This is a genomic window from Helicobacter jaachi, from assembly GCF_000763135.2.
GTDB classification, from domain to species: Bacteria; Campylobacterota; Campylobacteria; order Campylobacterales; family Helicobacteraceae; genus Helicobacter_C; species Helicobacter_C jaachi.
The window spans coordinates 45,125-69,979 of record NZ_JRPR02000006.1; the positions used below are offsets into that span (position 1 = coordinate 45,125).

Annotated in this window: 20 protein-coding genes and 1 tRNA gene; 13 read left to right on the top strand and 8 right to left on the bottom strand. The window is 40.0% G+C overall.

Features of this window, described 5'->3' with window-relative positions:
* Positions 1-5: 5 nt before the first annotated feature.
* Positions 6-698, top strand: coding sequence for a CheB methylesterase domain-containing protein (locus tag LS71_RS07385; protein WP_034353609.1), 693 nt, complete (start codon positions 6-8; stop codon positions 696-698).
* 100 nt (positions 699-798) lie between these two features.
* On the top strand, positions 799-1,290 hold the full coding sequence (locus LS71_RS07390) for a hypothetical protein (RefSeq protein WP_034353591.1): 492 nt from the start codon (positions 799-801) through the stop codon (positions 1,288-1,290).
* Between the two features lie 19 nt (positions 1,291-1,309).
* Here LS71_RS07390 and LS71_RS07395 read toward each other — a convergent pair whose 3' ends face one another.
* Positions 1,310-2,662 carry a GNAT family N-acetyltransferase gene (locus LS71_RS07395; RefSeq protein ID WP_034353594.1) on the bottom strand — a complete coding sequence of 451 codons (1,353 nt, stop codon included), beginning with the start codon at positions 2,660-2,662 and terminating at the stop codon, positions 1,310-1,312.
* A 187-nt stretch (positions 2,663-2,849) separates the two neighbouring features.
* Here LS71_RS07395 and LS71_RS07400 point away from each other — a divergent pair.
* The 4 genes from LS71_RS07400 to LS71_RS07415 all read left to right on the top strand — a co-directional run bounded on the left by LS71_RS07400 (position 2,850) and on the right by LS71_RS07415 (position 7,854).
* Positions 2,850-2,924: transfer RNA gene (locus LS71_RS07400), tRNA-Asn, on the top strand.
* A gap of 281 nt (positions 2,925-3,205) precedes the next feature.
* The gene (locus tag LS71_RS07405) at positions 3,206-4,822 is read left to right on the top strand and encodes a hypothetical protein (protein WP_138109888.1); all 1,617 of its coding nucleotides are present in this window, start codon (positions 3,206-3,208) and stop codon (positions 4,820-4,822) included.
* A 233-nt stretch (positions 4,823-5,055) separates the two neighbouring features.
* Positions 5,056-7,062 (top strand): TonB-dependent receptor, encoded by a 2,007-nt coding sequence (locus LS71_RS07410; protein ID WP_138109889.1) that lies wholly within the window; start codon positions 5,056-5,058, stop codon positions 7,060-7,062.
* 54 nt (positions 7,063-7,116) lie between these two features.
* Positions 7,117-7,854: a hypothetical protein gene (locus LS71_RS07415; RefSeq protein WP_034355161.1), complete on the top strand. Its 738-nt coding sequence runs from the start codon at positions 7,117-7,119 to the stop codon at positions 7,852-7,854.
* A gap of 90 nt (positions 7,855-7,944) precedes the next feature.
* Here the strand turns inward: LS71_RS07415 and purH are convergent, their stop codons facing one another.
* Positions 7,945-9,480 (bottom strand): bifunctional phosphoribosylaminoimidazolecarboxamide formyltransferase/IMP cyclohydrolase, encoded by a 1,536-nt coding sequence (gene purH, locus LS71_RS07420; RefSeq protein ID WP_034355165.1) that lies wholly within the window; start codon positions 9,478-9,480, stop codon positions 7,945-7,947.
* 61 nt (positions 9,481-9,541) lie between these two features.
* On the opposite strand from purH, the gene LS71_RS07425 reads away from it, so the two are divergent.
* The 7 genes from LS71_RS07425 to mnmL all read left to right on the top strand — a co-directional run bounded on the left by LS71_RS07425 (position 9,542) and on the right by mnmL (position 15,895).
* Entirely contained in the window at positions 9,542-10,510 is a 969-nt protein-coding gene (locus LS71_RS07425) for a 3'-5' exonuclease (protein WP_052058054.1), read from the top strand.
* An 8-nt stretch (positions 10,511-10,518) separates the two neighbouring features.
* Positions 10,519-10,755 carry a hypothetical protein gene (locus LS71_RS07430; RefSeq protein ID WP_034355167.1) on the top strand — a complete coding sequence of 79 codons (237 nt, stop codon included), beginning with the start codon at positions 10,519-10,521 and terminating at the stop codon, positions 10,753-10,755.
* On the top strand, positions 10,748-11,386 hold the full coding sequence (gene hisH, locus LS71_RS07435) for an imidazole glycerol phosphate synthase subunit HisH (RefSeq protein ID WP_034355171.1): 639 nt from the start codon (positions 10,748-10,750) through the stop codon (positions 11,384-11,386). Before LS71_RS07430 ends, hisH begins: the two co-directional genes overlap by 8 nt.
* 74 nt (positions 11,387-11,460) lie before the next feature.
* Entirely contained in the window at positions 11,461-12,396 is a 936-nt protein-coding gene (gene trxB / locus LS71_RS07440) for a thioredoxin-disulfide reductase (protein WP_034355174.1), read from the top strand.
* Between the two features lie 250 nt (positions 12,397-12,646).
* Positions 12,647-13,414 carry a 4-hydroxy-tetrahydrodipicolinate reductase gene (gene dapB / locus LS71_RS07445; RefSeq protein WP_034355178.1) on the top strand — a complete coding sequence of 256 codons (768 nt, stop codon included), beginning with the start codon at positions 12,647-12,649 and terminating at the stop codon, positions 13,412-13,414.
* A gap of 115 nt (positions 13,415-13,529) precedes the next feature.
* Positions 13,530-14,933, top strand: coding sequence for an amidophosphoribosyltransferase (purF, locus tag LS71_RS07450; RefSeq protein WP_034355182.1), 1,404 nt, complete (start codon positions 13,530-13,532; stop codon positions 14,931-14,933).
* Positions 14,933-15,895 carry a tRNA modification radical SAM protein MnmL/YtqA gene (mnmL, locus tag LS71_RS07455; protein WP_034355184.1) on the top strand — a complete coding sequence of 321 codons (963 nt, stop codon included), beginning with the start codon at positions 14,933-14,935 and terminating at the stop codon, positions 15,893-15,895. Before purF ends, mnmL begins: the two co-directional genes overlap by 1 nt.
* A gap of 12 nt (positions 15,896-15,907) precedes the next feature.
* Here mnmL and LS71_RS07460 read toward each other — a convergent pair whose 3' ends face one another.
* Genes LS71_RS07460 through LS71_RS07485 form a run of 6 tightly spaced genes read right to left on the bottom strand, consistent with a single transcriptional unit; the run spans position 15,908 to position 24,855 of the window.
* On the bottom strand, positions 15,908-16,972 hold the full coding sequence (locus LS71_RS07460) for an ATP-binding protein (RefSeq protein ID WP_034355187.1): 1,065 nt from the start codon (positions 16,970-16,972) through the stop codon (positions 15,908-15,910).
* Positions 16,973-16,977: 5 nt separating this feature from the next.
* A complete protein-coding gene (locus LS71_RS07465; protein ID WP_034355190.1) occupies positions 16,978-18,729 on the bottom strand; it encodes an ATP-binding protein in 1,752 nt (583 codons plus the stop codon).
* Complete coding sequence (locus LS71_RS07470; protein ID WP_052058056.1) at positions 18,726-20,447, bottom strand: ABC transporter ATP-binding protein/permease; 1,722 nt, start codon at positions 20,445-20,447, stop codon at positions 18,726-18,728. Before LS71_RS07470 ends, LS71_RS07465 begins: the two co-directional genes overlap by 4 nt.
* Before the next feature lie 47 nt (positions 20,448-20,494).
* Positions 20,495-22,285 (bottom strand): extracellular solute-binding protein, encoded by a 1,791-nt coding sequence (locus LS71_RS07475; RefSeq protein ID WP_034355193.1) that lies wholly within the window; start codon positions 22,283-22,285, stop codon positions 20,495-20,497.
* The gene (locus tag LS71_RS07480; protein ID WP_034355196.1) at positions 22,286-23,671 is read right to left on the bottom strand and encodes a sodium-dependent transporter; all 1,386 of its coding nucleotides are present in this window, start codon (positions 23,669-23,671) and stop codon (positions 22,286-22,288) included.
* Positions 23,671-24,855, bottom strand: coding sequence for a cation:proton antiporter (locus LS71_RS07485; protein WP_034355198.1), 1,185 nt, complete (start codon positions 24,853-24,855; stop codon positions 23,671-23,673). Before LS71_RS07485 ends, LS71_RS07480 begins: the two co-directional genes overlap by 1 nt.

The window sequence follows — 24,855 nt, forward strand, 5'->3', positions numbered from 1 at the left end:
TAATGCTGCTTATGGAAACGACTAAATATCACCCAGACACTATTTTAAAAAGTAATCCTTGCAAAATCATACGCGGCAAGCTTGTGGTGATTGGCGCTTCTACAGGCGGAGTTGATGCGCTCTCTTATATTTTTTCTCGCCTGCCGGCAAAGCTCCCTCCCATAGCGGTGGTGCAGCATATCCCTCCCACTTTTGGTTCTTCATTTGTTAAAAGACTAGATACACTCTCTGAGCTTAGTATCTGTGAGGTTACAAGCAAAGTGCCGCTTAAGGATAATCATGTGTATGTAGCAGGTGGGAATAAGCATATGGTGATTGATTTTGCTATGGGGTCATACTATGCGCGCTCGCTTGATGAGGAAAAGCGTATATCGCGGCATAAGCCTAGCGTGGATATTTTATTCCGCAGTGCTAATAACGCCGCAGGGCGCTCTGCACTAGGCATCATACTCACAGGAATGGGCGATGATGGCTGTATAGGCTTAAAGGAGCTGCACGATAATGGCGCGCATACACTCGCAGAAAATGAGGAAGATTGCGTGGTGTTCGGTATGCCCAAAAAGGCTATTGAAATGGGAGCTGTGAGTGAGATTCTAAGCCTTGATATGATTATTCACCGCATTATTGATTACGCGCAAAAGCCGCTTAAAGCGCTACTTAAAGATGATGAAGAGCCTGCTATCTTGCCACAGAAATAGTCTATTTTAATCTTGAAAATTCTAAAATTTTAAAATAATTGCTAAAGTATGACTTGCATTGAGTATATTAGAATCTAGATTCTAAAAAATGGTTAGCAAAATGACAATATTAGGGATTATTCATCTGCTGTGTGCGTGCGTGGTGGTGGGCTATTTGGCGTATGATGTGCTTGTGTTTAGCTTTTTTAAAAAAAATCGAAATGAGAGCGAATTTAAGTCATTAAAGCGTGAGATTCTAAAGCCTAGCGTGATTTTGCTAGGGAGTGCGTTTTTAGGCTTAATGCTTAGCGGGGCGGGACTTGCTAGCTTTTATATTGATACAAGTAATGGAATCTTGCAAGGAATATTTATGGTATTTAAAGAGGGGCTTTTAGAGATTAAAGATTTCTTAATAGATTCTAAAAATTTGAATTTTTATGGCATATTAACGCTAAAATTGCTAACTATTTCACTGCTATTTATTTTCACACCTATATCATTTTTTTATATTTTAGTGCTAAAAAAGGCTGACCCAATGCGTAGATTTTATCATCATTTAGCATTGATAATATGTCTTATAGCCGTGATTTTAGCTCGCCTCCTAGCACATTAATTTTGTTTAATCACAGAATCTAAAAATAATCACTAAAGTAGGCTTTGCCTTCTGGCAGGATTTCTTCTAGTTTGTTAATGGCGTTATCGCTTGCTTCTAGGCGTCCTATGCTACGCAAATACAAAGGGCGTTTGTAGCCAAGTAGCATTGCACTTAGCGTTTGAATGTCTAGTTTTATAATCTCTGCGGATTTTATAGAATCTGCCTTTTTAGATTCCATAAATTCTAAAGATTCTATAAACCCCCTTTCTACCATCTCCACCTTAAAGCCCTGCGCGCTAAAATGCAGCACAAAAGCCATATTATTCCACTCTAAAAGCGGGTCGCTTACCACAAGGCAGAGCGTGAAACTGCTCTCCACACTATCAAAAGGATAGCGCTCCAAAAACTGCGTCACATCGACAATGCGCGCCATAATATACGGGCTAATGCTCTCCTTAATATGCCCATCTTCAAGCAGAAACGCAAGGCTATGATTGCTATAATTCGCGCCTTCAATTCGCTCAAACATACTCTTATGCGCCTCGATATAGCCCCAAAGCCCATGCCGCGCCTCCTCATTCAAGTAAATCATCTCCTTAATCTTAAAAATATCATTCTCCAGCAAATAGACGATATAGCCCGTGGGCTTATCACTCTCATCATAATAAATCGCCACAATCGTATCCTCGACATCCCATCGCCAGTATTCATTCCACGCCAGACTATCGCGCACAAGGCAGCCATGCGTCTTACTTGCAAACTCATTATGCAGCGCAATCAAATCGGGGTGATTTTCGCACACACGCTGCATCATGCCATTTACCGCAGGCGGCTTTGGGAACTGATTATCCTTAATGCTAAAAGTCATTTTGTCGCTCACAATCTCAAAGCCGCGCGAACGATAATATGGTATCGAATACGGATACAGACACGCGATACTCTGCCTGCTATCACGCATAATCTTTAGTATCTCTTTCATCAAATCCGCCATAAGCCCAATGCCCGAATACTCCGGGTAAGTCGCCACGCCCGTGATGCCGCCCATCGCATAGATTTGATTGTAGATATTCATTTTCATAGGATATAGCGCGATTTGGGAGACGAGCTTGTCGTTTGGAGATTCTGTGAGTTTTTTGGAATCTAGATTCTGTGAGTTTGGAGAATCTGTAACTTTTTTAGAATCTTGCCCCTTATCAAACCAGCCTAGCACTTTTGCGTGCTGCAAAATGGGATACTTTGAACGTTTAATAGAATCATCACTCCAGCCTGTGAAAAGCAAATCGCTATCAGTGACCTGAAAGGCATATCTAAGCAATTCATTAAACTGCTCAATATGGCTAGTATCAAGCATTTTCATAACTAATCTTTGCCTAATTTGAGACTTTTTCATATTTTATCCTTTGTAAATGTTTTAAAAGCGCAATGCGATAGCAAGGCAAAGTATGGCAAGAAGCAATGCTAGAAGTATAATCCATACTCACATATAAATTACAAATATATGCGCGATTTTAAAGAGCTAAAGCCCACAAGGCTTGACAAGAGGCAATTTTTTCTATATAATCACCAGCTTTATATATTCCGGATTAGCTCAGCGGTAGAGTAGGTGGCTGTTAACCACTTGGTCGCAGGTTCGAATCCTGCATCCGGAGCCATAGAAGCCTACAAAGCATGTCATCTCGCATTTTCTACACATCACACAACCCTTTTACTAGTTTTACTGAACTTCCCGACCTAACCACGCACTTTAAAGCACTTAAACCCTGCCTTGTGTTCAAAAATGATAAGATATGCTATAATCGCGCATCTGACTATAAAGGAGTATGTATGAATAGGCATTTTAACGGGGGGGGGGGATAATCTAAAGAAGCTCTGCTCCACTCGCAGACTTAGTGTTATTTTATTTTTACTTTTTGTATGCGCTTATTGCGTGTTTTTGGTGTCCTTTAGCCGCTATGGATTTAATCTTGATGATATTTGGATGTGGCTTGAAATTTATGAACATAAACCCGTATGGAATGGCTACAATCCTAGCATGGGGCGCTTTTTCCCACTTGCAAGCCTTGACCTTAATGTGCTTATGCAATTCTCTACCTCGCCTTATATATTTTTTGCTTTTAATGCACTACTAGCGCTTATATTTGCGCTCACTTGGTTTTATATGCTCTCTTTTGTAAGCCAAAAAATTTGGCTTAATATCCTACTTATCGCATTTTTTATGCTAAGCATGGGATTTGTGATAGTTACTTTTGGGATTTGCTATCCTGAGCGGCTGCTTGTCGTGTTTTTAAGCATTTTTATTATAACTTCAATGCTCTACCTGCGCGCTCCTACGCTAAGCCTTTTTATGCTAGGCATTTTGATGATTAATCTATGCATTTATCTTAAAGAACCAATGTTTATTGCAGCATTTGTCTTTGGCTTTATGCTCTTTATCTCCACGCTGCGCATAAGCTTCGTAGATTCTATAAACACAGAATCTACACACTCTCCAAATGTATCGCCCATTCAAGCAGATTCTATAAATTCCCACAAAAAAGCGCTGCGCTTCTATGCGCTAGGCATTATGAGTAGCGCGGCTCTTTATGCTTTAATATATGCCCTATTTATCCTCCCGCAAATGACAAAGGTTTATAACAGAGCCACGCCATTTACTAATACCCTTGTGGTAAAAATACAAGGCTGGATAAATTTTATCCTTAATGATGGGCTAATCATCGCTCTTACTCTAGCGATTGTGTGCTATAGAATCTACCTTATTTTACGCGGGCGCGATAAGATTAGGGCGCTTTTTGATGGGCTTTTGTGCGCGTGTTTGGCGTATATGCTTGTATATTTTGCGCTTGGGATTTTTGAAGTATATTATTTGCTGCCTTGCTATATATGGAGCGGCGTGGCGATTATGTATTATTTATTTACGCAAGGCTATATTAAGCGCCTTGTGATGAAACTTTGCATCGCATTTGGACTGCTTGGATTTTTTAGCAGCTCGTTGCCTATGGGATTTTATACGATGATAAATCTTAAAGCAATGGCTGTGCAGTTTAATGAGCTTCTTGATTTTAGCGCCAAATACATCGCCCAAAACCCACACACGCGTATATATTTTGATGGCACGGGCAGGGGGCGAGATATTTACCCAGACTGGTATGTGCGCTACTTTATTGAATACCTTAATAGAATCTACAATGTAAAAGATTTTGATGTAATGAGCGCTATGCCAAATGGCAAAGATATCGTGCTAGATTCTATAAGCCCTTATAGTTATTATAATAACCTTACAATCACCAAGCCGCAAGTAGGCGATTTACTTATCCTTAATAACACCACAAGCATTTATGCTGATAGTGCTTATATTGCGCAGCTTGCCTCATCGCACTCCCTTATATTCACAAGCACATTTTCAAGCATTCCCTACATCAGTATCCGCTCTGTGATTAAGGGGATAAATTTTAAATTTATCGGTGCTCAAAGCGCACTATTAGGCAATGCAAATATGTTTCATCTGCCGTTAGAAACCTATGTCTTTAAAGTGCAAAATCTTGCACTTTAACTTTTGGGGCTTATAGAATCTACCCACAATATAAAATCTAAAAGTAAGAATATATTTTATTTTATGGTTTTTTAAGTCAAAAATTTTAATAATTCGCGCGTTTTTTTGGCTTTAAATTTGCATTAATTTTTATTTTTAATTTGTTAAGGAGCTGGCTGTGCGTGTAAATAAAATTTATAAAATCCCTTTAGTGGGATTATTCCTCTCCTTAGTTTGTTCATTTTTAATAGCTGATGAGCAAACTAATGGGGGGGGGGGCAGAGAGAAAAGAGGTAGATACAAAGGTTGCTAAAAGTGTAAATCTTGGCACTTCTATTGTAAGTGATACCAAAACCCAAAGAGAAATATTTTATGAAAATGATAATATTTCCTCCATTAATGGCGAGGCATTAGAAAAGCTTAGAATTACTAATTCTAAAGATTTAGCTTCGGTATTTTCAGGGCTTTATATATCAAGCGAAGGGAGCGATTCTGTGCCTCAAATAAGCCTGCGTGGGCTTAATACAGGATATTTTTATAATCCTAGCGTGCGACTTTATATTGATGGCGTGCCTCAAGATATATTTTTTATCTCCCAAGAATTGCTTGATGTAGATTCTGTAGAATTATTTAAAGGCATGAGCGGCACGCTCTTTGGTGAAAACGCACAAGCAGGCGTGTTATCCATTAACTCAAATATGGCAACCAACACTCCACGCGCTCGTGCTACTTTTACTATGGGGCAGCTAGATAGGTCAATCAGCGGCAGTGCGAGTGGAGCCATTGTGCAAGATAAATTATATGCCAAAGTGAGCTTTAAGCATGCAGATTATTTAGGGCAGATTAAAGATTTAAGCACCAACAAGCTAGCCGATACGCAAGATGTTAATCTCGCGCGCGTTTCACTGCTCTATGATGATGGCAAGTGGTTTTTAGGAGCGGATTATTATTTAGACAAAAGCACATTGCATGATTTAATATACCTTACTGATAACGAGCGCAATGACAAAAACAATATCGTGCATAACTTTGGCACTAGCCCTATCCCTACGCTTAATCGCACTATACAAACCGCAGCTATAAAGGGCGGCTACTACACAGATAATTTTAATATTAAAAATGTTTTTAGTGTGCAAGATAGGGCATTATCTGTTAATAATAATAATTTTATCATCGACCAAAATCAACGCAGTTTTGCCAACGAGCTAAAGGCTACACAAACTTATGAAAATGGCTCAAGCTCGCTCTATGGCGCGTATATCTCATATAATGACTACATACACAATCACATTAAACACGCCAACAGACAAAATGATAAAAATAACTTAAGCACCCTAAATGCTGCCCTTTTTACTGACCACAAAATCGCTTTGCCCGCACACTTTGATGTGGGATTAGGCTTAAGATATAGCTATTATAAAAGTTTTATTGACTACACACAAGGCAATAGCGCAATTCCAAGCTTTGCAGACAATACAGACAAACATCAATTATCGCCACGCATTACGCTATCTTACACACTTGCAGACGCACATAAGCTCTACACTTCAGCAGCTAGAGATTTTAAAGCTGGTGGCTTCCCCAATGTAATAAATAATCAAGCGTTTTTACGCTACTACAAGCCAGAATACACCTACACCACAGAGTTTGGCTATAAAGGGCTATTTTGGCAGGATAGAATCTACATAAACGCAGATTATTTTTATATCTACGCACAAAATCGCCAAGAATATATGATGATTGATGAGACCACGAGTATTATTGGCAATATGGGCGATATGGTCTCACATGGCTTTGAGCTTGAGAGTAAATTCCAATTTTTGCGCGATAGCTTTTTTATGCTAAATTTCGCTTACATTAATGCAGATTACAAAAAAGCAACTAATCCCTTTACCGGAGAGGTGCTAGATTCTCAACGCGTGTTTTATACGCCAAAGTTTAATCTTAACGCCAGCCTTGATATGATTTTATGGCGTAACAGCGTGGCAAATCTTTACTTTAACACCCTTGTATCACACAAAAGTCAAGTATGGTTTAGCACCACAGGCACAACGCTTGAATTTAGTCAAAAGCCCTATACACTATGGGATTTAGGCTTGCGTGCGGAGTTTAGTAATAATCTAAGCCTTGCTTTTAAGGCAGAAAATGTGCTAAATACGCTTTATGATACTTATGGGTATAATCGACCAGCAGAGGGTGGCAATCAGCACAGAATCGGACGCTTAAGAAACTACAGCCTAACGCTTAGCTATAGATTCTAATGCTATAAATACTTAAGGCACAATGCAGCATAAAGCCAATACAAAAGGATAAAAGTGAAACTTTTTAAAAGAAAAAATTATTTGGCGTGGCATTTGTATATTAGCCTCTTTTTTATCCCTATGGCGCTTATGTATAAAATCACAGGTATTGTGGGGATTCTAGGCTATTTTGGTGATAATAAAGTGTATGAAGTTGCTTTGAGTAGTGCGCAAAAAGCAGCACTTACAGAGATTATAGAATCTAGCAAGATAGATTCTATAAATGCTACGACTGCAAGCACAGCAGCTAAGCAAAATAGTGATTTTATAGAATCTACCACAGAATCTACAGGCGCGCAAGAAAGCAAAAATACACAAAAAGCAAATTTACAAGAGATAAAGCTCCAAGAGCCTAGCGGCTTTGATGTGGAGCGCCTCAAAAATCAGTTTATAAAATTTCTTATCGATAATGAGATTAAACTCCCCGCTAGCACGAATTTCCAAAAGGCTAGGCATAAAAATGGCTACACGCTAGGTAGTCCTGCGTATAGAATCGAGCTTGAGCTAAATAATCCGCCCAAAGTCAAACTCTACACAAACGATTGGCTAGGTAATCTTGTCGCGCTACATTTTGCGCGTGCGGGCGTGGCGTTTAATGTGCTTGCCTTTAGCTTTGTGGTGTTTATGTTTATTACTTATGTCACAGGGCTTTTGATGTGTGATTTTAAGAAAAATGGTAAAAAGTATTTTTTAGCGATGTTTGTTGGGCTACTTGTTACTACTACACTTGGCGTATATGGGCTGTATTTTTAGCAACTTCTTTAAATGTCCATTTTAATGCCTGCAGACCGCCCATGCTGTGCAGCGATTGTGTTATAGAATCTCGCTAGATTCTATACGCACTTAATGCAAAAAGTGCCTTATGTGCGTAAAATACATCGCCATATTATATTCATTACAAGCCGCTATCACTTCATCATCGCGGATACTCCCACCGGGCTGGATAATCGCGCTTACACCTATGCTATGCGCCATATCTATGCTGTCTCTAAATGGGAAAAACGCCTCCGAAGCGCATACACAGCCTTGCAAATCTAGCCCCATATCCTTTGCCTTTGCAATGGCTGCCTTTGTGGCATCAACGCGGCTTGTCATACCCATACCAATGCCCACAAGTGCGCCATTTTTGACATAAGCCACACTATTTGACTTAGTAAGCGCAGCAATGATATAGGCAATCTTTAAATCTAGCATTTGCTCCTTTGTAGCGGCAATTTGTGTGACTAATGTAGCGTTTTGGACCTCATTTGCTTGAAACTTATCACTATCTTGGAGTAAAAATCCCCCCTGCACATGCTTAAAGTCATATTCATCGCAAGGCAGGCTTAAAAAAGCGCTATTTTGCGTAAAAATTTTCATACGCTTTTTAGATTGAAACACTGCTAAAGCCTCGCTTGTAATATCTCCGGCTACAAGCACTTCTACAAAAATCTTATTTATCTCCTCTGCTAGCTTAATATCCACCACGCCATTACACGCTACCACGCCGCCATACGCGCTCACATTATCGCAAGCTAGCGCGTGGATATAAGATTGTAATAAATCCTCCTTAAGCGCAAAGCCACAGGGATTACCATGCTTTACAATGCACACAGCCTTTGCCTGCTCCCCAAAGCTTGTAGCAATCTTAATGGCTGCATTCATATCTGCGATGTTATTAAAGCTTGGCTCGCCTTTTTTAATCACAAAATGCGTATTATAGAATCTGTCATATTCATATAGCGCGCCTTTTTGATGTGGATTCTCCCCATAGCGCGTTTGCATAACCTGCCTGCCTGCGATAAAATGATACGCGCCAAAGCCTCCATTAAAACGCTTATTCATATAATTTGCAATCATCACATCATAATTTGCCGTATGCTCATAGGCTTTAATCATCATCTCTTGGCGCAAGGCTAGCGTATTTTCTCCATTACGCAAGGCATATATAATTTTAGCATAATCATCTTTGTGTGTAACCACCAGCACATCATTATAATTTTTTGCCGCGGCGCGCACAAGCGTTGGACCGCCAATATCAATATTTTCAATAATCTGCTCTAAATCCTCAGTTGCCTCAATAGTTTGCTTAAAAGGATAGAGATTAACGCACACAAGATTAATAGCGCCAATGCCCTTTTCTTTAGCTATCTTTTCATCTTTATCTAGCCCCCTGCGATAGAGAATCCCCCCATGGATTTTGGGGTGTAAAGTCTTCACGCGCCCATCAAACATCTCCTCACTCTGTGTATAGTGGCTTATATCAATGGCTTTTATGCTAGCTTTTGTAAGTGTCTCTAATGTCCCTCCTGTGCTTAAAATCTCAAAGCCCAAATCACTTAAATCTTGTGCAAATTCTACAATGCCCTCTTTGTCGCTCACGCTTAATAACGCATACATACCTGTCCTTGTTGGGAAATTTTGGTAGTATTTTAACCATATTTTTTAAGAAGGCAATAAAATGACTTGTGTCTTTGATATTGAGACTATCCCTGATTTTCACCTGTTAAGCAGCACTTTTGGCTATGAAGGCACTCCCTTGCAAATCGCGCAAGCAGCATTCAAAGCCCAATATGAAAAAAGCGGGAGTGAGTTTTTGCCTATTTGCTTTCATCGCGTGATAAGCATTGCGAGTGTAATTTGTGATGAATATGGCAGATTTGTGAAAGTGGGCAATTTTGGCAATGCATTTATAGAATCTGCTTTTATAGAATCTACACCATCTGAGGGCGTAGATTCTATAAATGAGCCTACTTCAAGGACATTTTTAGATACTTTAGAATCTACCCTTCTAAGCGAATTTTGGCAATTTATCAATAAAAATAATCCAAAGCTTGTAAGCTTTAATGGCAGGGGGTTTGACATACCTACTATGCTCTTACGCGCTATGCGGTATAATATAGGTGCGTGGGCGTATTTTGAGCAGAAAAATCCAGCGCTTAATAAGAGCAAATGGGATAACTACCGCGTGCGATATTGTGAGGATTTCCATACGGATTTATATGAGAGTTTGGGGCATTTTGGCGCGGCGCGCAATCTTAATTTAGACGCGCTATGCAAAATGCTTGATTTAGTGGGCAAATACGATATGAGCGGCGCGCAAGTGTATGAAACCTATTTGGGCGAGAGTATAAGCGATAAAAATACAGAATCTACAGACATAGAATCTAAAAAAGCAGCCCTTGAGGTGATTAATCACTACTGCCATAGCGATGTGCTTAATACTTATTGGCTCTATCTTAAATACGAGGTGCTAAGGGGCGTGCTACTTGAGAGCGATTATTACGCGCTTTTAGAAATTTTGCATGAAAGACTACCTAAAGATAAGCCCTATTCGCAGATTTTTACTGCCACGCTTAAAAGGCATATTGCAGATTATGCACGCACAAACGCACAGCACACAGATTCTATAACGCTAGATTCTATATAAGGCTATGTATGCACACACCCTACACCACAAAAAATGGCGAAATCACCACCAAAGAAGATTTAATACAAGAAATTGAGGCATTGCTTAATCAGCTGCCTGCAAAATCCCCCACTACCCTTTCAATATCGGTTATGAGCGTGATGAGCTGCAGGGATTTAGAAAATGTGCGCGATGGGCTTTTATCTAAGCAAAAAGACATTATCGCGCGCAATCAGCAGTGGCTCATAGGTTTAGCGCATGAATAAAATTGGTATTATCAATTATGGCGCGGGCAATCTTGGCAGCGTGAAAAACGCCCTTGCTTTCATACAAAATCAAATGCCTAGTATGCCGCCTTTTGAGGTATGTATAGAATCTAGCCCAGAGCGATTAAAATTGTATGATAAACTTATTTTGCCCGGCGTTGGCGCATTTGGTAGTGCGATGAATGCACTTCATAGCACTTCGCTAAGCGAGGCTATTTGTGAGTTTGCACAAAGTGGCAAATTCATACTAGGCATCTGTCTAGGCTTGCAACTTCTTTTTGAAAAAAGCTTTGAATTTGGCGAGCACAAGGGGCTTGGGCTTATAAGCGGTGAAGTAGTGGGCTTTAACAATACAGGGCTTAAAGTGCCGCATATCGGCTGGAATAATTGCTATTTTACCACACTTGGCAAGCAATCGCCACTTTTGCGGGACATTAAAGATGGGAGTTTTTTTTATTTTGTGCATAGCTTTCATATTAAAACTAGCGAGGCATTTATCTTAGCTTATTGCGAGTATGGCTACCCCTTTGGAGCGATAGTGAATAAAGATAATCTCTTTGGTATTCAACCTCACCCGGAGAAAAGCCATAATGTAGGGCTTTGCTTGCTTAAAAACTTTCTTGAACTCTAAAGGTAATACATTTACTTTTGGATAATTTTAATAAGATTTAATAATGGATAATTTTTATAAATTAAGGAGTAAAGATGATTGATTTAGCAATTATTGGTGGTGGTCCAGCTGGGCTTAGCGCAGGTTTATACGCAACACGCGGCGGAATTAAAAATGTAGTGCTTTTTGAAAAAGGTATGCCCGGTGGGCAAATCACAGGCAGCAGTGAGATAGAAAATTATCCCGGTGTCAAGGACATTGTGAGCGGTATGGAGTTTATGGAGCCTTGGCAGGAGCAGTGTTTTCGCTTCGGATTGCAGCACAAAATGAGCGAGGTAAGCCAAATCACAAAGCAAGATAAGATTTTTAGAATCCACCTAAGTGATGGCAGTGTAGATGAAGCAAGGGCAGTCATTTTTGCCGCAGGTGGTAGCCCAAAGAGGGCAAACCTCAAAGGAGAGAGCGAATTTTGGGGAAGAGGCATTAGCACTTGCGCTACTTGCGATGGCTTTTTTTACAAAGACCAAGAAGTGGTCGTGCTAGGTGGCGGCGATACTGCGCTTGAAGAGGCTGTGTATTTAAGTCGCATTTGCTCTAAAGTGTATTTAATCCACAGAAGAAATGAATTCCGCGCCGCGCCAAGCACGATTGAGCATGTGAGAAGTAATAGCAAAATTGAAATTATCACTCCTGCGGTGATTGAGGAGATTAAAGGCGATAAGGCAGGCGTTACAGGCGTGCTTATTAAGCATACAGATTCTAATACGACACAAGAAATTAATGTAATGGGCGTTTTTATCTTTGTGGGCTATGATGTGAATACTGCCACACTCAAACAAGATGATGGCTCTATGCTCTGTGAGTGCGATGAGTGGGGAAGTATCAAGGTTGATTTATCAATGAGAACAAGTGTAAGTGGGCTATTTGCCGCAGGTGATGTGCGCACGCAGGCGGCAAAACAAGTCGTATGCGCCGCAGGTGATGGCGCAACAGCTGCATTGCAAGCAATTGCGTATTTAGAACATAAATAGATTCTATCATGTCCGCACTTATTGCGCTTACGCGCTGTGCGGTCTTACAATTTCACGGCAGAGCCGCTCATTGCGCCTAAAGGATAAAGTTATAGCTTAGCTTTAGCTAATCTATCAACTTAGTTTTTGAGGTTAGATTCTATAAACACCGCGCGGTCTTACAGCGACACTACCTCAAACTTAAACGCCCTCGTATAGATTCTGTAAATATAGAATCTATATAATTCCTTATTTTTAAAAAGGAGTTTTTATGCTACAAATTGGGATTTTTGGAGCGACAGGGCGTGTGGGAAAGCTGCTTATTGATGAGATTTTAAACCATGAGCAATTTGAACTCTCAAGCGTATATGTGCGCAATGAACTACAATACTCTCTACCGGCTAGCACAATGATTACAAGGGATTTTGAAGTATTTTTGCAATCAAGCGATGTCATTATTGATTTTTCATCGCCAGAGGCTACAAAAGCCCTGCTTGAGGTAGCACCTACCCACCCTACTCCGCTAGTCATTGGCACAACGGGCTTAGATAATGATACATATAATTTGCTTGAGAGCGCGGCTAATAGTATGCCTATCCTCTATGCGGCTAATATGAGTAAAGGCATAGCTATGCTTGATAAAATCGCAGCCCTTGTAGCAGCAACGCTCAAAGAAAGTGATATAGAAATTTGCGAAATACACCACCGATACAAAAAAGATGCGCCCTCCGGCACGGCTTTAAGCTTGGCGCAAAGTTGCGCTAAAGCGCGAAATCTCAATCTAGATTCTGTGCGTGTGAGCGGGCGCGATGGGCATATTGGGCAAAGGAGGGCAGATGAAATTGGTGTGATGAGCCTACGCGGTGGAGATGTGGTGGGGAGACATACGATTGGATTTTATCTTGATGGAGAGTATTTAGAGCTTACGCATAATGCCACTTCACGCCTTACTTTTGCCAAAGGCGCGCTCGATATGGCAAGCTTTATTGTAAGGCAGGAAAATGGCTTGTATAGCATTCAAGACGCGCTTAATTTATGAGAGCTAAGCCGCACTTAAAACGCGTGTAGATATAGAATCTACTTATTAGTTTTGTTGCTATACAATTGCGCGAAAACACAAAATGAGGGCAAGCCCTAGATGAAGAGTTGGGAAAATGAAGAGTTGGAATGAAGAATGTGCTGTTGTGGGCGTTTATAATGTCGATAAGGCAAGTGTATTAAGCTATTATTCACTTTTTGCCATGCAGCATCGCGGACAAGAGGCAAGCGGCATTTCTGCGAGCAATGGCACAAAAATCACCACCATTAAAAGCACAGGCTTAGTAACTAAAATTTTTACACAAAAACGCCTCGATAAACTCACAGGACGCTCAAGCATAGGGCATAATCGCTACTCTACAGCGGGCGAAGATTCTATAAATGACGCTCAACCTATCTTTGCTCGCTATGATTTGGGAGAAATGGCTATTGCACATAATGGCAATCTCACAAACGCCAAAGAAGTGCGCGAAATGCTCATTAAAGAGGGCGCTATCTTTCAAAGCCACCTTGATACAGAAAATCTAATCCACCTCATCGCCCGTAGCAAAAAGCAATCTTTGACAGATAGGATTATAGACGCGCTTCAACATGTAGATGGCGCGTATTGCTTTATTTTCCTTTCACGCACAAAAATGTTTGCTATCCGCGATAGATATGGCTTGCGCCCTTTGAGTTTGGGCAAAATTTACAATGATGATGGCAGCATAGGCTATGTGGTGGCTAGTGAGAGTTGTGCGTTTGATTTGGTGGGAGCGGAATTTGTGCGAGAGATAAAAGCGGGTGAGATGCTTATTTTTGATGGGGCGTATGCTATGCAAGATTCTCAACCCAAAAGCATTCAAGTATTTGAGCCAAATCCGCACCCCTGCGTATTTGAGCATGTCTATTTTGCGCGCCCTGATAGCAATGTGTTTGGCTATAATGTCTATAAAGCGCGCAAGCAAATGGGCATCGAGCTAGCCAAAGAGCATAAAATTAAAGCGGATATGGTGATTCCTGTGCCAGATTCTGGAGTGGCGGCTGCGATTGGCTATAGCAAGCAAAGTGGCATTGATTTTGAGCTAGGTCTCATACGCAATCACTATGTAGGCAGGACATTTATTGAGCCTACGCAGCAGGAGAGGGAGCTAAAGGTTAGGCTCAAGCTTAATCCTATAAGAGAATTAATTGCTGATAGAGAAATCATTGTCATTGATGATTCTGTGGTGCGCGGCACTACAAGTAAGCAGATTATTAAAATATTACGACAAGCGGGAGCTAAAAAAATTCATTTACTCATTAGCTCTCCGCCTACTATTTCACCTTGCTTTTATGGTGTGGATACGCCTCATAAAGAGCAGCTTATTTGTGCAAATAAAACTATCGAGGAAGTGCGCAAATATATTGGCGCAGATTCTCTAGGCTTTTTGTCCATTAAAGGCTTAGTAAAAAGTATAGGCAGTGAGGGCAAAACCTTGTGTAAAGCCTGCTTTGATGAATGCTATGTTGATGATTATACGAATAACTTAGGTGGCTAATGCGTGTTATGCTAAGTGTGGGGCGTTATTTTAAAAAACGCTTTGGCTCTAGGGTGAGGAAAATCCCCATCTCTTTGCAAGGCTTTACCTGCCCTAATATAGATGGCTCGCTCGCGCGTGGTGGGTGCATTTATTGCGATAATGAAAGCTTCTCGCCAAGCCTTATTAAGCTTGATAAAATCTCGCAAGTCAAGATGAATTTTTCACTAAAAAATAATCCATTGCTAGATAAGCAACTCCACCAGCTTGAAGAGCAGTTTTATTGGCATTCACAATTTCATAAAGATAAATTTGATATTAGTAAATATATGGTGTATTTTCAATCTTATACAAACACTTACGCGCCATTTGATACGCTTAAAGCCCTCTACGATAAGGCTTTAAGCTTCCCAAATGTCGTGGGGCTAAGCATTGGCACGCGCATTGATTGCGTGCAAGATGATGTGCTTAACCTGCTTGGCGAATATGTTAAAAAAGGCAAAGAAATTTGGCTTGAGTATGGCATACAATCTGTGTATGATAAAACTTTAGAGATTACAAACCGCGCCCATAGCATTGCTGGAGCGCAAGAGATGTTTGAGAAAACGCGCAAAAAAGGCATTAAGGTATGTGCGCATTTAATCTATGGGCTGCCTGAGGAAAGCCCTGAAATGATGCTGCACTCGCTAGATTCTGTATTGACATGGGGGATTGATGGGATTAAAATTCACCCGCTTTATGTAGTGAAAGGCACGCGTTTAGCAAAGCTCTATAAGGACGGATTATATGAGCCTATCACTATGGAGACTTTTAGCACGCTTATTGTGAAATCACTAGAGAAAATCCCGCCAGATGTGGTGGTGCAGCGCATAAGTGCAGGCGCGCATGATGAAAGCCTGCTTGCGCCTAAGTGGTGCTTTGATAAAAATATCCAAATGCGCTATATCCGTGATAAGCTTAAATCCGCCGGCATAGAATATTAAGTGGGTTAGATTCTAAAAATCTGCTGCCCACTCAAGCGCAAAATTCATAAACTCCATAGCCCTCCAATGTATTAAAGTATACGGCGTTTTGATACAGCCCTGCCCCTCAAAATTAAGCGTAATCACAAAAATATGCGTATAATGGAGCTTTTTTAGCTTAGATTCTATACCCTCTTGCGTGCTAAATGGAATGAATACAAACACGCCAAGCGCGCAGATAAACTCCCCCATATCGCCATAGCTTACTTCAGGGCTTTTTTTATCACGCAAACAAAAATTAAAAAGTTCTAATAAAAGCATATTTTCTAATATAGCAAGCAAATTTTTGTCATTCTGCACGCATAAAGGCAAGCTAAAATCATAAAAATATAGTTTTTTACTTTTAGTATGCGTGTGTGGCACAAGGTAGATAATGCCGCGCTCCTGCAGAGATTGCAAAAGTGGGTAGATTCTATCTTTTGAAATTTTATGCGTTTTTTTGAGCATCGTATAGACATAATTTGGCGTAAGCTCGCGCCCTTGCATACGCAATAATGCAGTAAAAATCTCAAAATCATTCCATAAGGCAAGCTTTAGTATTTCTTGCTTGCGCGGGATTTTATGGCTTGGCGGGAGGAAGGCAATTTGAGGCAAATTCCCCTCTTTCAAAAAAAGATTGAATAAATTATTTATGGAGAGATTTTTATTATCAAAGCTCACATATTCTTCAAAGCTTAAAGCACTAATGAATTTAGGCTGAAAATCCTCTGGGCAGTGCGTAATACTAGCTGCAATAAGAATAATTGACTTAAGATTTGGCAAAGAAAGTGCAGGCGTGTAATTATCTACAATGAGCAGCTCAAGATGACGCTCAAGGTATGATTTAAGGATAAAGGCATTTGCAGATTCTATATCTATGCGACAATCTGCGCAATTAATATAAAGCACCTTTTTATGTCGCGCAGCATAGAGTAATGCTAGAGCGCTTTTCCCCACACCCGGCGCACCATATAAAAATATTTTGCCCTCTTTTAGCCCATATCTGCGCGGCTTTAGCCCTGCTACACCCTCAAGGTATGTGCGCGATATATCCTGCATAGAATCTAGCGCCCAAAGCCCATACTTTTAGTGCTATCAAAATTCCCACTTAACTCGGCTTTGATGTGGGCTACAAAGTCTTCTTGCGTAAAAATTGGCTCTTTTTTGGTAGCGACTTTATAGGCTGTATTTTTAATCACTAAATTAATTTGCCCGCCGCTTAAATCGTATTGCGCAAGATTATGCGCTAGCTGCTCTCTTGTGTGTGCGCCAAAGTGTGCGTGCTGTGGGAGGAGCTTTAGCCATAGGGCTTCCCTTTGGGCTTTATCAGGGCGCTTAAACTCAATTTTATAATTAAAGCGGCGTGAAAATGCACTATCAAAATTTTCTAAAAGATTAGTCGTAGCGATTAAAATGCCCTCAAATCGCTCAATTTGCTCTAAGAAAATATTTTGCATTTGATTATGCATTTTATCCGCGCTGCTGCCATTACTCGCGCGCGCGCTCAAAAATTGGTCAGCCTCATCAAGCAGCAAGATAGGCTCATTTTTGATATTTTTACTCATATCTTTGTAGCTATCAAAAATTTTACGCACATTTTTTTCAGACTCGCCCACATACATCGATAAAATCTTGGAGCAATCAAAGCTTAGAATCTGCTTTTTTAAACTCTTAGCCAAAGCCATAGCGGTGATTGATTTGCCAGTGCCAGCTGCTCCATAGAGTAAAATTTTAGAATCTATGCCCCTCTTTTTATCCTTTATACCCCACAGGCGCAGCAAATGCACGACATTATTATCCATTTGTGCAAGCAGATTATTCAAAATCTCGCGCGTGTTACTATGCAAAATAATCTCACTCATATCATACTTTGGCTCTAAAAGCTCAAAAATCTCTTGCTTTTTAATGAGTGTTGTAAGATTAACTTTAGTCTTTTTCTTTTTGGGGTGGATAATGCTTTGTAGTATTTCTTCAGGGATAAAAAAATTGCGCGCAATGCCGCCAAATGGATTAATAATCTCATCATAATCAATCAAACCCTTTTGGATAAGATTAGCATTCTCATCAAGTAAAGGGCGATGTTTAATCTTATCATACTCATCAAGTGAAATAAGCTCAAGCAAAGTATTCATATCGCGCAAATTCCCATCACTTGCTGCATATTCCTCTTTCAGCAGGGCAAAAAATATAATTTGCTCTTTTTGCTCCAAATGATGCTCTTTAATAAATTTAAGGATAGCAATATCTTTAGTAGTAAGCTTTAATCGCGCTTGGATAGAATCTTCTAATAACTTTAGGCGATAATTTGCACGCGAGAGCGCTTGAGAATCTGGCAAGGGAGAAAATTTCAAGCCATTCATTTTATAGAGCAAATCAATATGAGCAAATCTATCTTTTAAATACTCCAAATGGTCTTCATAAGGCGTGATTTCTGGCATTTCGACATTAAGCGAGCCATCTTCTAATAGTTTTAAAAAAGTATGAGAGAGTGTAATATTTTCGTGATAAAGCTCAAGCAAAGCCATATCGCTAAGCTTTGGAGTTTGCAAAAATGAAATTTGATTTATCCACCCTAATTCAATGAGATGGCGCACACAGGGCAAAAATGTAAGATTATGTAGCCCTTGCTTATCCGCTTGCTTGCATGGGAAAGTTTTGCTCAAAACACTATACACGACAAAGTCCATATCGCCCTCAAGCATAGTTTTTGCCATATATTGCAGGATTTTGCCCTCATCTTCGCTGCATTTGAGCAGTTTAAAAATATTATTTTGTTTTAAATGTTTGCATTGAATAAAGTTTAGATAATGCTTCATGCTTTGCTCCGTTTTGTTTTATGCGGGACTTCAAGTTCTATGCGCCTTTGACATCGCTCAATAGTGCTTAAGCGGTGGGCGATAATAAGGAGCGTTTTTTGTGCGGCGACATCATAAATAGCGTCCATAATATTAGATTCTGTTTGATTATCTAGCGCACTTGTGGCTTCATCAAGCACTAAGATTTCTGGCTCATCATAAATAGCGCGCGCTATACCAATGCGCTGCTTCTGCCCACCACTTAGCAAAATCCCGCCCTCACCTACGCGCGTATGAATGCCATTATGCTGCTCTAAAAAATCTAAAATACATGCTTTTTTGCACGCGTCTCTTACTCTTTGCTCATCAAGCACAGAGCCAAAGGCGACATTTTCTGCCACGCTGCCATCAAAGAGATAAATGCTTTGAGGGATATAGCCTATTTTTTTACGCCATGAGCGCAAGTTGTGATTAGTGATTGGCACATTATCTACAAGCAATTGCCCTTTTTGTGGCTTATAAATGCCTATGATAATATCCACAAGCGTGCTTTTACCTGCACCGCTTTCGCCTACAAATGCGACTTTTTCGCCCTTTTTAATAGTAAGTGAGAAATTGCGCAAAATGGGCTTATTTGCTGTGTAGGCAAAATCCACATTTTGCAGTGTTATGCAATCCTCAAACACGCAAGGTTCATTATCCTCATAATCTGTGTGATAAATGAGATTTTCATATACCTTTTTAACCGCATAAGCCAAATAACTCATCATATTAATGTTGTTTAAAATACGCGTTACAGCGGGTAAGATTCTATAAAGCGCCAAAGCATACATCGAAATAATAGGGATAACCGCGCTTGCGTCCTCATATCTAAATAAAATATATGCCACACAGCCTATAAGCACGCTAAAGCCAATAGTTTCTAAAATAATGCGCGGCATAGGCATTAGCGTTTGGGTGAGAATAGTGGCATTCACGCGCTTGCGGGAGATATGATTAAAAGCATCATAGACTTGCTTTTGATTGCCTTTGAGTTTGATAAATTTAAAATTGCCAAAGGTTTTGGTGAGAATCTCATTAAGCTTTGCACTCATTTCTACATCAATTTCCCCTGTATTTTTAATTTTGCTAGAGAGAAATTTAAGGATTAAAGCCACTTGTATGCCAAGCAAAAGTGTAAGGGCTAAGGTCATTTTCCAGCTTACCACCAATAAAAGCGCATACATAAGTGTGATAGTAAATAACTCTGCGGCAATTTGGAGGAGATTTTGGAGATAAAATGAAGTGTTTTGGGCTTCTGTAATAATGGCTTGACGCAGTTTATCGGTCTTTTTAGTGGTAAAATCAAGATAGCTTAACTCCACACTTTTGCAAAATAAACGATAGGCAAAAAAGTGAAATTTTCCAAAGGCAAAGCGTGAAAGCGCGTAATTATAGAGCGCATTATACACAGCGCGAAAGAGATAAAATACAAGCAGCAAGCCGCTAAAAGCATACATAAAATGCAAAGTATTTGCAAAATGCAGCTTTTCATACACCCATGCTGAACTCCAATGCGCAAAAATCATTTGAGGATTGCTCGCAAAGGTGATAAAAGGCATAATCACGCTCACGCCAATAGTTTCAATAATAGATAAAATAATTGTGGCGATAAATAGCATTAAAAGGATAACTTTATCCCTTCTAGTTGTGAGATGACGAAGCATCATAAATGTGCTTGGCAATTTGGTCTTTGACATATATTTCCTTTTGCGCAGATTATAGCAATCTCTAGCTTTTTAGCTTCTTATTTTTGAGGGCTAGCCCACCATAAGTATGGATTGATGCCATAAGGCGGGGCAGATTGCGGCATACTGATTTTATTCCAATACGCCACGCGGAAAGCTGGCAAGTTAAAATGCGGAATCGCATAAAATCCCCAAAGCAGCACTCTATCTAATGCCCTGCCAATATGAATGCGCTCCTGCTCATCATAAGCATTTACAAGCTGCGTGATTAAATCATCTACCACCCTTTGACTCACGCCCGCAAAATTCTTACTCCCGCTTGTATGCGCTACTTGAGAACTCCAATAGTAATTTTGCTCATTACCCGGAAAGAGGCTCTGCCCTAATAGCTCAATCACCATATCATATTCAAAATTCCGCACGCGGTTAATGTATTGTGAATCATCTACTTTTTTAATGCGCGCATCAATGCCAAGCTTGCGTAAATTTTTCACAAAAGGTAAGCAAATACGCTCAAAAGCATCATAAGAAATAAGGATTTCAAACACAAAAGGCTCACCACTAGGTGTATAAAGCTGCCCATTATGGATATAAAATCCAGCACTTTTAAATAAATCCCTAGCATATTTTAGATTTTCCCTCAAATCTTCTCCGCGTATCCTTTTGCCATCTGTGCGCGGGATAATGTAGCTTTGAGTAAAGATTCTAGAATCTAGCTCATCTTTATAAGGCAGCAATAGCTCTAGCTCGCGCCCTTTTGGCACATCAAAGGAGGCAAAGGGCGAATTATTAAAAATATGCTTTGTGCGCTCATACTGATTAAAAAATAAATTTTTATTACTCCATTCAAAATCAAAGGCATAAAAAATAGCCTCCCTTACTCTAATATCTGCAAAGATTTTTTTGCGCGTGTTGAAAAAAAATCCTTGAAAAGTGCTAGGGAGCTTATGCTTAAAAGTGCGTTGAATGATTTTACCCTCGCTCTTTGCCTTGCCCTCATAATCATTTGCCCACACTTTAGCGCTAGATTCTATACGATAATCATACTCCCCCGCCATAAAGGCAGTTTGCGCTACGGAGGGGTCTTTGTAGTATTCAATAATAATTTCATCAAAGTTATACACGCCCTTTTGCGTGGGGTGATTACGCGCCCAATAGTTGGGATTACGCTCATAAGTAATAGAGCGTCCTATATCGATTTTTTTAACCCTGTATGCGCCGCTGCCAATAGGCATTTGCAGCAGATTCTCACCAAATGTATTTTTACCATTTTGCATATAAATGTGTAATGGCAAAATAGGCAGCTGCCCTAAAATAAGCGGCAATTCCCTATTAGATTCTGTCTTAAAGTAAAATATCACTTCATTATCATTTAATACTTTTACATTTTTGACATCAGCATAATAGCGCTTAAATTCAATCTTGCCTTTTTCTAGCAATGTCTCAAAGCTAAAGGCTACATCTTTAGCCGTAATAGGCACTCCATCGCTAAAACGCGCTTGCGGATTAATATGAAAAATAATAAAATCTTTACCCTGCGTTATAGAATCTGCGACTAATCCATATTCACTAAAAGGCTCATCAAGGCTTTGAATAGTGAGTGTATCATACACAAGCGTGCTAAGTTCAGCAGCCACATTGCCCTTTTGTGTGAAAGGATTAAGGCTATCAAAAGTCCCAAGCGCAAAGCCTTTTAGCGTGCCACCTTTTGGGGCGTTAGGATTAGCATAATCAAAATGCGTAAAATCACTTGCATACTTTGGCTTGCCCACAATGCTTAAAGCATGCGTTTTGGCATGTAGATTCTGTAAAAGTGCGCAGAGGAGCAAAAAGACAAAATATCTATTCATCTAAAGCCATTTATACAGCACTTGTGGGAATAAACCACTTATGAAAATAAGCAGAATAAAAAATGGCAAGAAAAATTTAATATACACATACCATATATTCACTAAGCGCGGATTAAGGGTGTTATTATTACTTAATTCTTTTTTTGCCTCATCTTTAAGAACAAAGCCCACAAAGAGCAAAGTGCCAAGCGAAGTAAGCACAAACAGCACATTTCCACTAATAAAATCAAAATTATTAAAAATATTGCGTCCTTGCCACACTACATCGCGCCAAGCGCCATACGATAAAATGCAAGGTATATTCCCACAAATAAAAATAAAGCCTAGCGTGATATTAATGGCTTTTATGCGTGAGAGTTTAAATTTCTCATGCAGAGCAGTAATAATCACTTCATAAATAGGCAGCGAAGTGGTAAGCGCGGCAATAATAAGCAGTAGAAAAAACACGATAGCAAAAATATTGCCAAAATGCAGATGAGAAAATACAATGGGCAGCGTTTGAAACACAAGGCTTGGTCCTTGATTTGGACTAAGCCCAAAGCTAGAGAGTGAAGGGAAAATCATAAAGCCTGCCAAAAGTGCGATAATGGTATTAATAACAGCCGTGGCAATGGCGGTTTTTATCATATTTTCATTTTTTTGCAAATATGATGAAAGTGTAATCATCACGCCAAAGCCTAAAGATAGCGCAAAAAATACTTGCCCTAACACCTCAATAAAAAGTCTAGGCGTAATCTTGCTAAAATCAGGCAAAAGATAGAATCTCACTCCCTCCATAGCGCCGGGTAGCGTGAGATTGCGAATAACCATAATAAGCAAGCATAATAACAAAAGCGGCATAAGATATTTCATGCTAGATTCTATCCCATCAATAATGCCTTTTTTAAGAATTATCCAATTTACGCCCACAAAAATACTTGTCCAAACGCCAATCATAAGCGGATTATGCTCAATTTTGCTTTCATAAAATTGCAAAGCCAAAGGCGCGCTAATAGGCTTTGACAAATCAAGTGAGCCATTTAAAATACTGCTAATATAAGTAATCACCCAACCCCCAAGCACCATATAATATGCCATAATGCCAAATGCCCCAGCAATGCCCAAATACCCCACAATCTGCCATTTTTTGGCAATCTTTTTGCCCTCTACCTCGCCACTAAAGGCATCAATGCTATTTTTATGCGCGCGCCTGCCGATGACATTCTCCACCCACAGCACAGGCACACCCACTAAAATCATCGCTAAAATAAACACTAGCACATACGCTCCGCCACCATTTTCACCCACCAAATAAGGAAATCGCCAAGTTGCGCCAAAGCCGATAGTAGCTCCTGCTAGCGTTAAAATATAAGTGATACTCGAACTCCAAGTTTGGCGTTTAGACATTACTTCTCCTTTTTCTTTGGTGGTTTCCAAGCGATATAGATAATTTTAATACAAAGGCTAAAAATAATCCCCTCTAAAATCGCTCCTAACACAAATGAGGCATAAAGCGTATCATTTAGCTCGCCAATGCCTCTGCCCAAAGTCGCTGTGGCAATAAGAAAAGTAAGCGGCATAGAATCACTAAGCGCAAAAAGTAGCGTGGATTTAGCACTTTTAAAATATTTCCCAAATGCGATGCTTGCACTCACAATGCGCAGTAGCAGCATACCAATGATAAGATAAAGGGCATGATATAGAATCTGGATATCTGTAAAAATAGTGCTTAAATTAAGCGTTGAGCCTACATGCACAAAGAAAAATGGCACAAAAAATCCAAATCCAAAATGATGCAACTGCTCTGGCAAGTAGGTTTTGTGCTTAAAAAATGTGCTTAAAATCGTGCCGGCTAAAAATGCACCAAGCACGGCTTTAATATCTAAAAACATCATAAGCAACACAAACCCAAACAAAAGCGCAAACACAAAGCGCAAATCCTGTGAATTGCCATCATCGCGCGGCAAAAATAAAAAGCGCACTTGAGGCAGCCACCAAATAAACACCCTTGCAATCCTAAAGCCAAAAATCACAAAGAGCAAAAAGAGTATGAGCATAAGCAACTTTTGCCACAGCTGGCTGCCCACACCATGCCGCGAAGCCCCATCAATAATCACAAGCGCAGCAATGCTCACAAGCTCGCCCAATATGCCAATTTTTAGAGCTAAATCAAGCCAAGGCTGGTTTTTCCCATAATCTTTAATAAGCGCCACAATCATACCTAAGCTCATAACCGGAAAAGCCGCAATGTAAATGTAAGATAAGCCAAAGCCCCATACCACAACGCAAGTAATGCCATAAAGTGCGCAAAAATACGCCAAAGCCTGCAGCAAAAAGGTCTTGCCAAGCTTAGTAAAGGACTTCACATCTACTTCTAAGCCGCACAAAAACATTAAAAACAAAAAGCCAATTTCTGCGACAATGTGTATCTCCTCCGCTTGATTAATAAAAGGAAAAAAATGCGCCGCAATCGCACCTAAAATCATCTCAACTACCACAATAGGAATGCGAGTAATGCCACTAATTGGCGAAGCACACAAAATAAGCAATGCAAAAATACTAAAAGCACTTAAAATCTCAATAGCACTCAT

What these genes read in the sequence shown, in the direction of transcription:
- LS71_RS07390 (WP_034353591.1), top strand. Translation starts at nt 799, where the DNA reads ATGACAATATTAGGGATTATTCATCTGCTGTGTGCGTGCGTGGTGGTG.
- LS71_RS07395 (WP_034353594.1), bottom strand. Translation starts at nt 2,662, where the DNA reads ATGAAAAAGTCTCAAATTAGGCAAAGATTAGTTATGAAAATGCTTGAT.
- LS71_RS07410 (WP_138109889.1), top strand. Translation starts at nt 5,056, where the DNA reads ATGAGCAAACTAATGGGGGGGGGGGCAGAGAGAAAAGAGGTAGATACA.
- purH (WP_034355165.1), bottom strand. Translation starts at nt 9,480, where the DNA reads ATGTATGCGTTATTAAGCGTGAGCGACAAAGAGGGCATTGTAGAATTT.
- LS71_RS07425 (WP_052058054.1), top strand. Translation starts at nt 9,542, where the DNA reads ATGACTTGTGTCTTTGATATTGAGACTATCCCTGATTTTCACCTGTTA.
- LS71_RS07430 (WP_034355167.1), top strand. Translation starts at nt 10,519, where the DNA reads ATGCACACACCCTACACCACAAAAAATGGCGAAATCACCACCAAAGAA.
- hisH (WP_034355171.1), top strand. Translation starts at nt 10,748, where the DNA reads ATGAATAAAATTGGTATTATCAATTATGGCGCGGGCAATCTTGGCAGC.
- trxB (WP_034355174.1), top strand. Translation starts at nt 11,461, where the DNA reads ATGATTGATTTAGCAATTATTGGTGGTGGTCCAGCTGGGCTTAGCGCA.
- dapB (WP_034355178.1), top strand. Translation starts at nt 12,647, where the DNA reads ATGCTACAAATTGGGATTTTTGGAGCGACAGGGCGTGTGGGAAAGCTG.
- purF (WP_034355182.1), top strand. Translation starts at nt 13,530, where the DNA reads ATGAAGAGTTGGAATGAAGAATGTGCTGTTGTGGGCGTTTATAATGTC.
- mnmL (WP_034355184.1), top strand. Translation starts at nt 14,933, where the DNA reads ATGCGTGTTATGCTAAGTGTGGGGCGTTATTTTAAAAAACGCTTTGGC.
- LS71_RS07460 (WP_034355187.1), bottom strand. Translation starts at nt 16,972, where the DNA reads ATGCAGGATATATCGCGCACATACCTTGAGGGTGTAGCAGGGCTAAAG.
- LS71_RS07465 (WP_034355190.1), bottom strand. Translation starts at nt 18,729, where the DNA reads ATGAAGCATTATCTAAACTTTATTCAATGCAAACATTTAAAACAAAAT.
- LS71_RS07470 (WP_052058056.1), bottom strand. Translation starts at nt 20,447, where the DNA reads ATGTCAAAGACCAAATTGCCAAGCACATTTATGATGCTTCGTCATCTC.
- LS71_RS07475 (WP_034355193.1), bottom strand. Translation starts at nt 22,285, where the DNA reads ATGAATAGATATTTTGTCTTTTTGCTCCTCTGCGCACTTTTACAGAAT.
- LS71_RS07480 (WP_034355196.1), bottom strand. Translation starts at nt 23,671, where the DNA reads ATGTCTAAACGCCAAACTTGGAGTTCGAGTATCACTTATATTTTAACG.
- LS71_RS07485 (WP_034355198.1), bottom strand. Translation starts at nt 24,855, where the DNA reads ATGAGTGCTATTGAGATTTTAAGTGCTTTTAGTATTTTTGCATTGCTT.